Raw genomic sequence first — 589 nt, forward strand, 5'->3', positions numbered from 1 at the left:
GCCTGCCCGACGTTGCGGACGATCTCGTGGGTCGCCGCGCCCTGCTGCTCCACCGCCGCCGCGATCGTGGTCGCCACGCCGTCGATGTCCCGGATGCGGGCCGTGATCGTCCCGATCGCCGCGACGGCCTGCCCGGTCGAGGCCTGGACCCGCCCGATCTGGCCCGCGATCTCTTCCGTGGCCCGGGCGGTCTGCTCGGCCAGCGCCTTCACCTCCGTGGCCACCACCGCGAAGCCGCGCCCGGCTGCGCCCGCGCGCGCCGCCTCGATCGTGGCGTTGAGCGCCAGCAGGTTGGTCTGGCCCGCGATGGTCGAGATCAGCCCGACCACGTCGCCGATCCGCGCCACGGCCTCGCTCAGGTCCCGGACCAGCGCGCCGGTCCGGTCGGCCTCCGCGACCGCCGCCCGCGCGAGGCCGGCCGAGCCGTCGACCTGCCGGCCGATCTCCTGCACGGAGGCGCCGAGTTCCTCGGCCGCCGCCGCCACGGTGCCGACGTTGCTGGCCGCCTCCTCGGCCGCGGCCGCGACGGTGGTCGACTGCCCCGCGGTCTCGGCCGCGGTCTCCGTCATGCCGCGGGCCGTGGCCTGCA

1 protein-coding gene is annotated in these 589 nt (G+C 77.2%); it reads right to left on the reverse strand.

The window, feature by feature from the left end:
- A partial coding sequence (locus ACLBX8_RS31580; protein ID WP_447716405.1) for a methyl-accepting chemotaxis protein occupies positions 1–589 on the reverse strand: 589 nt, incomplete at both ends.

It is taken from the genome of Methylobacterium sp. D48H, assembly GCF_053345715.1.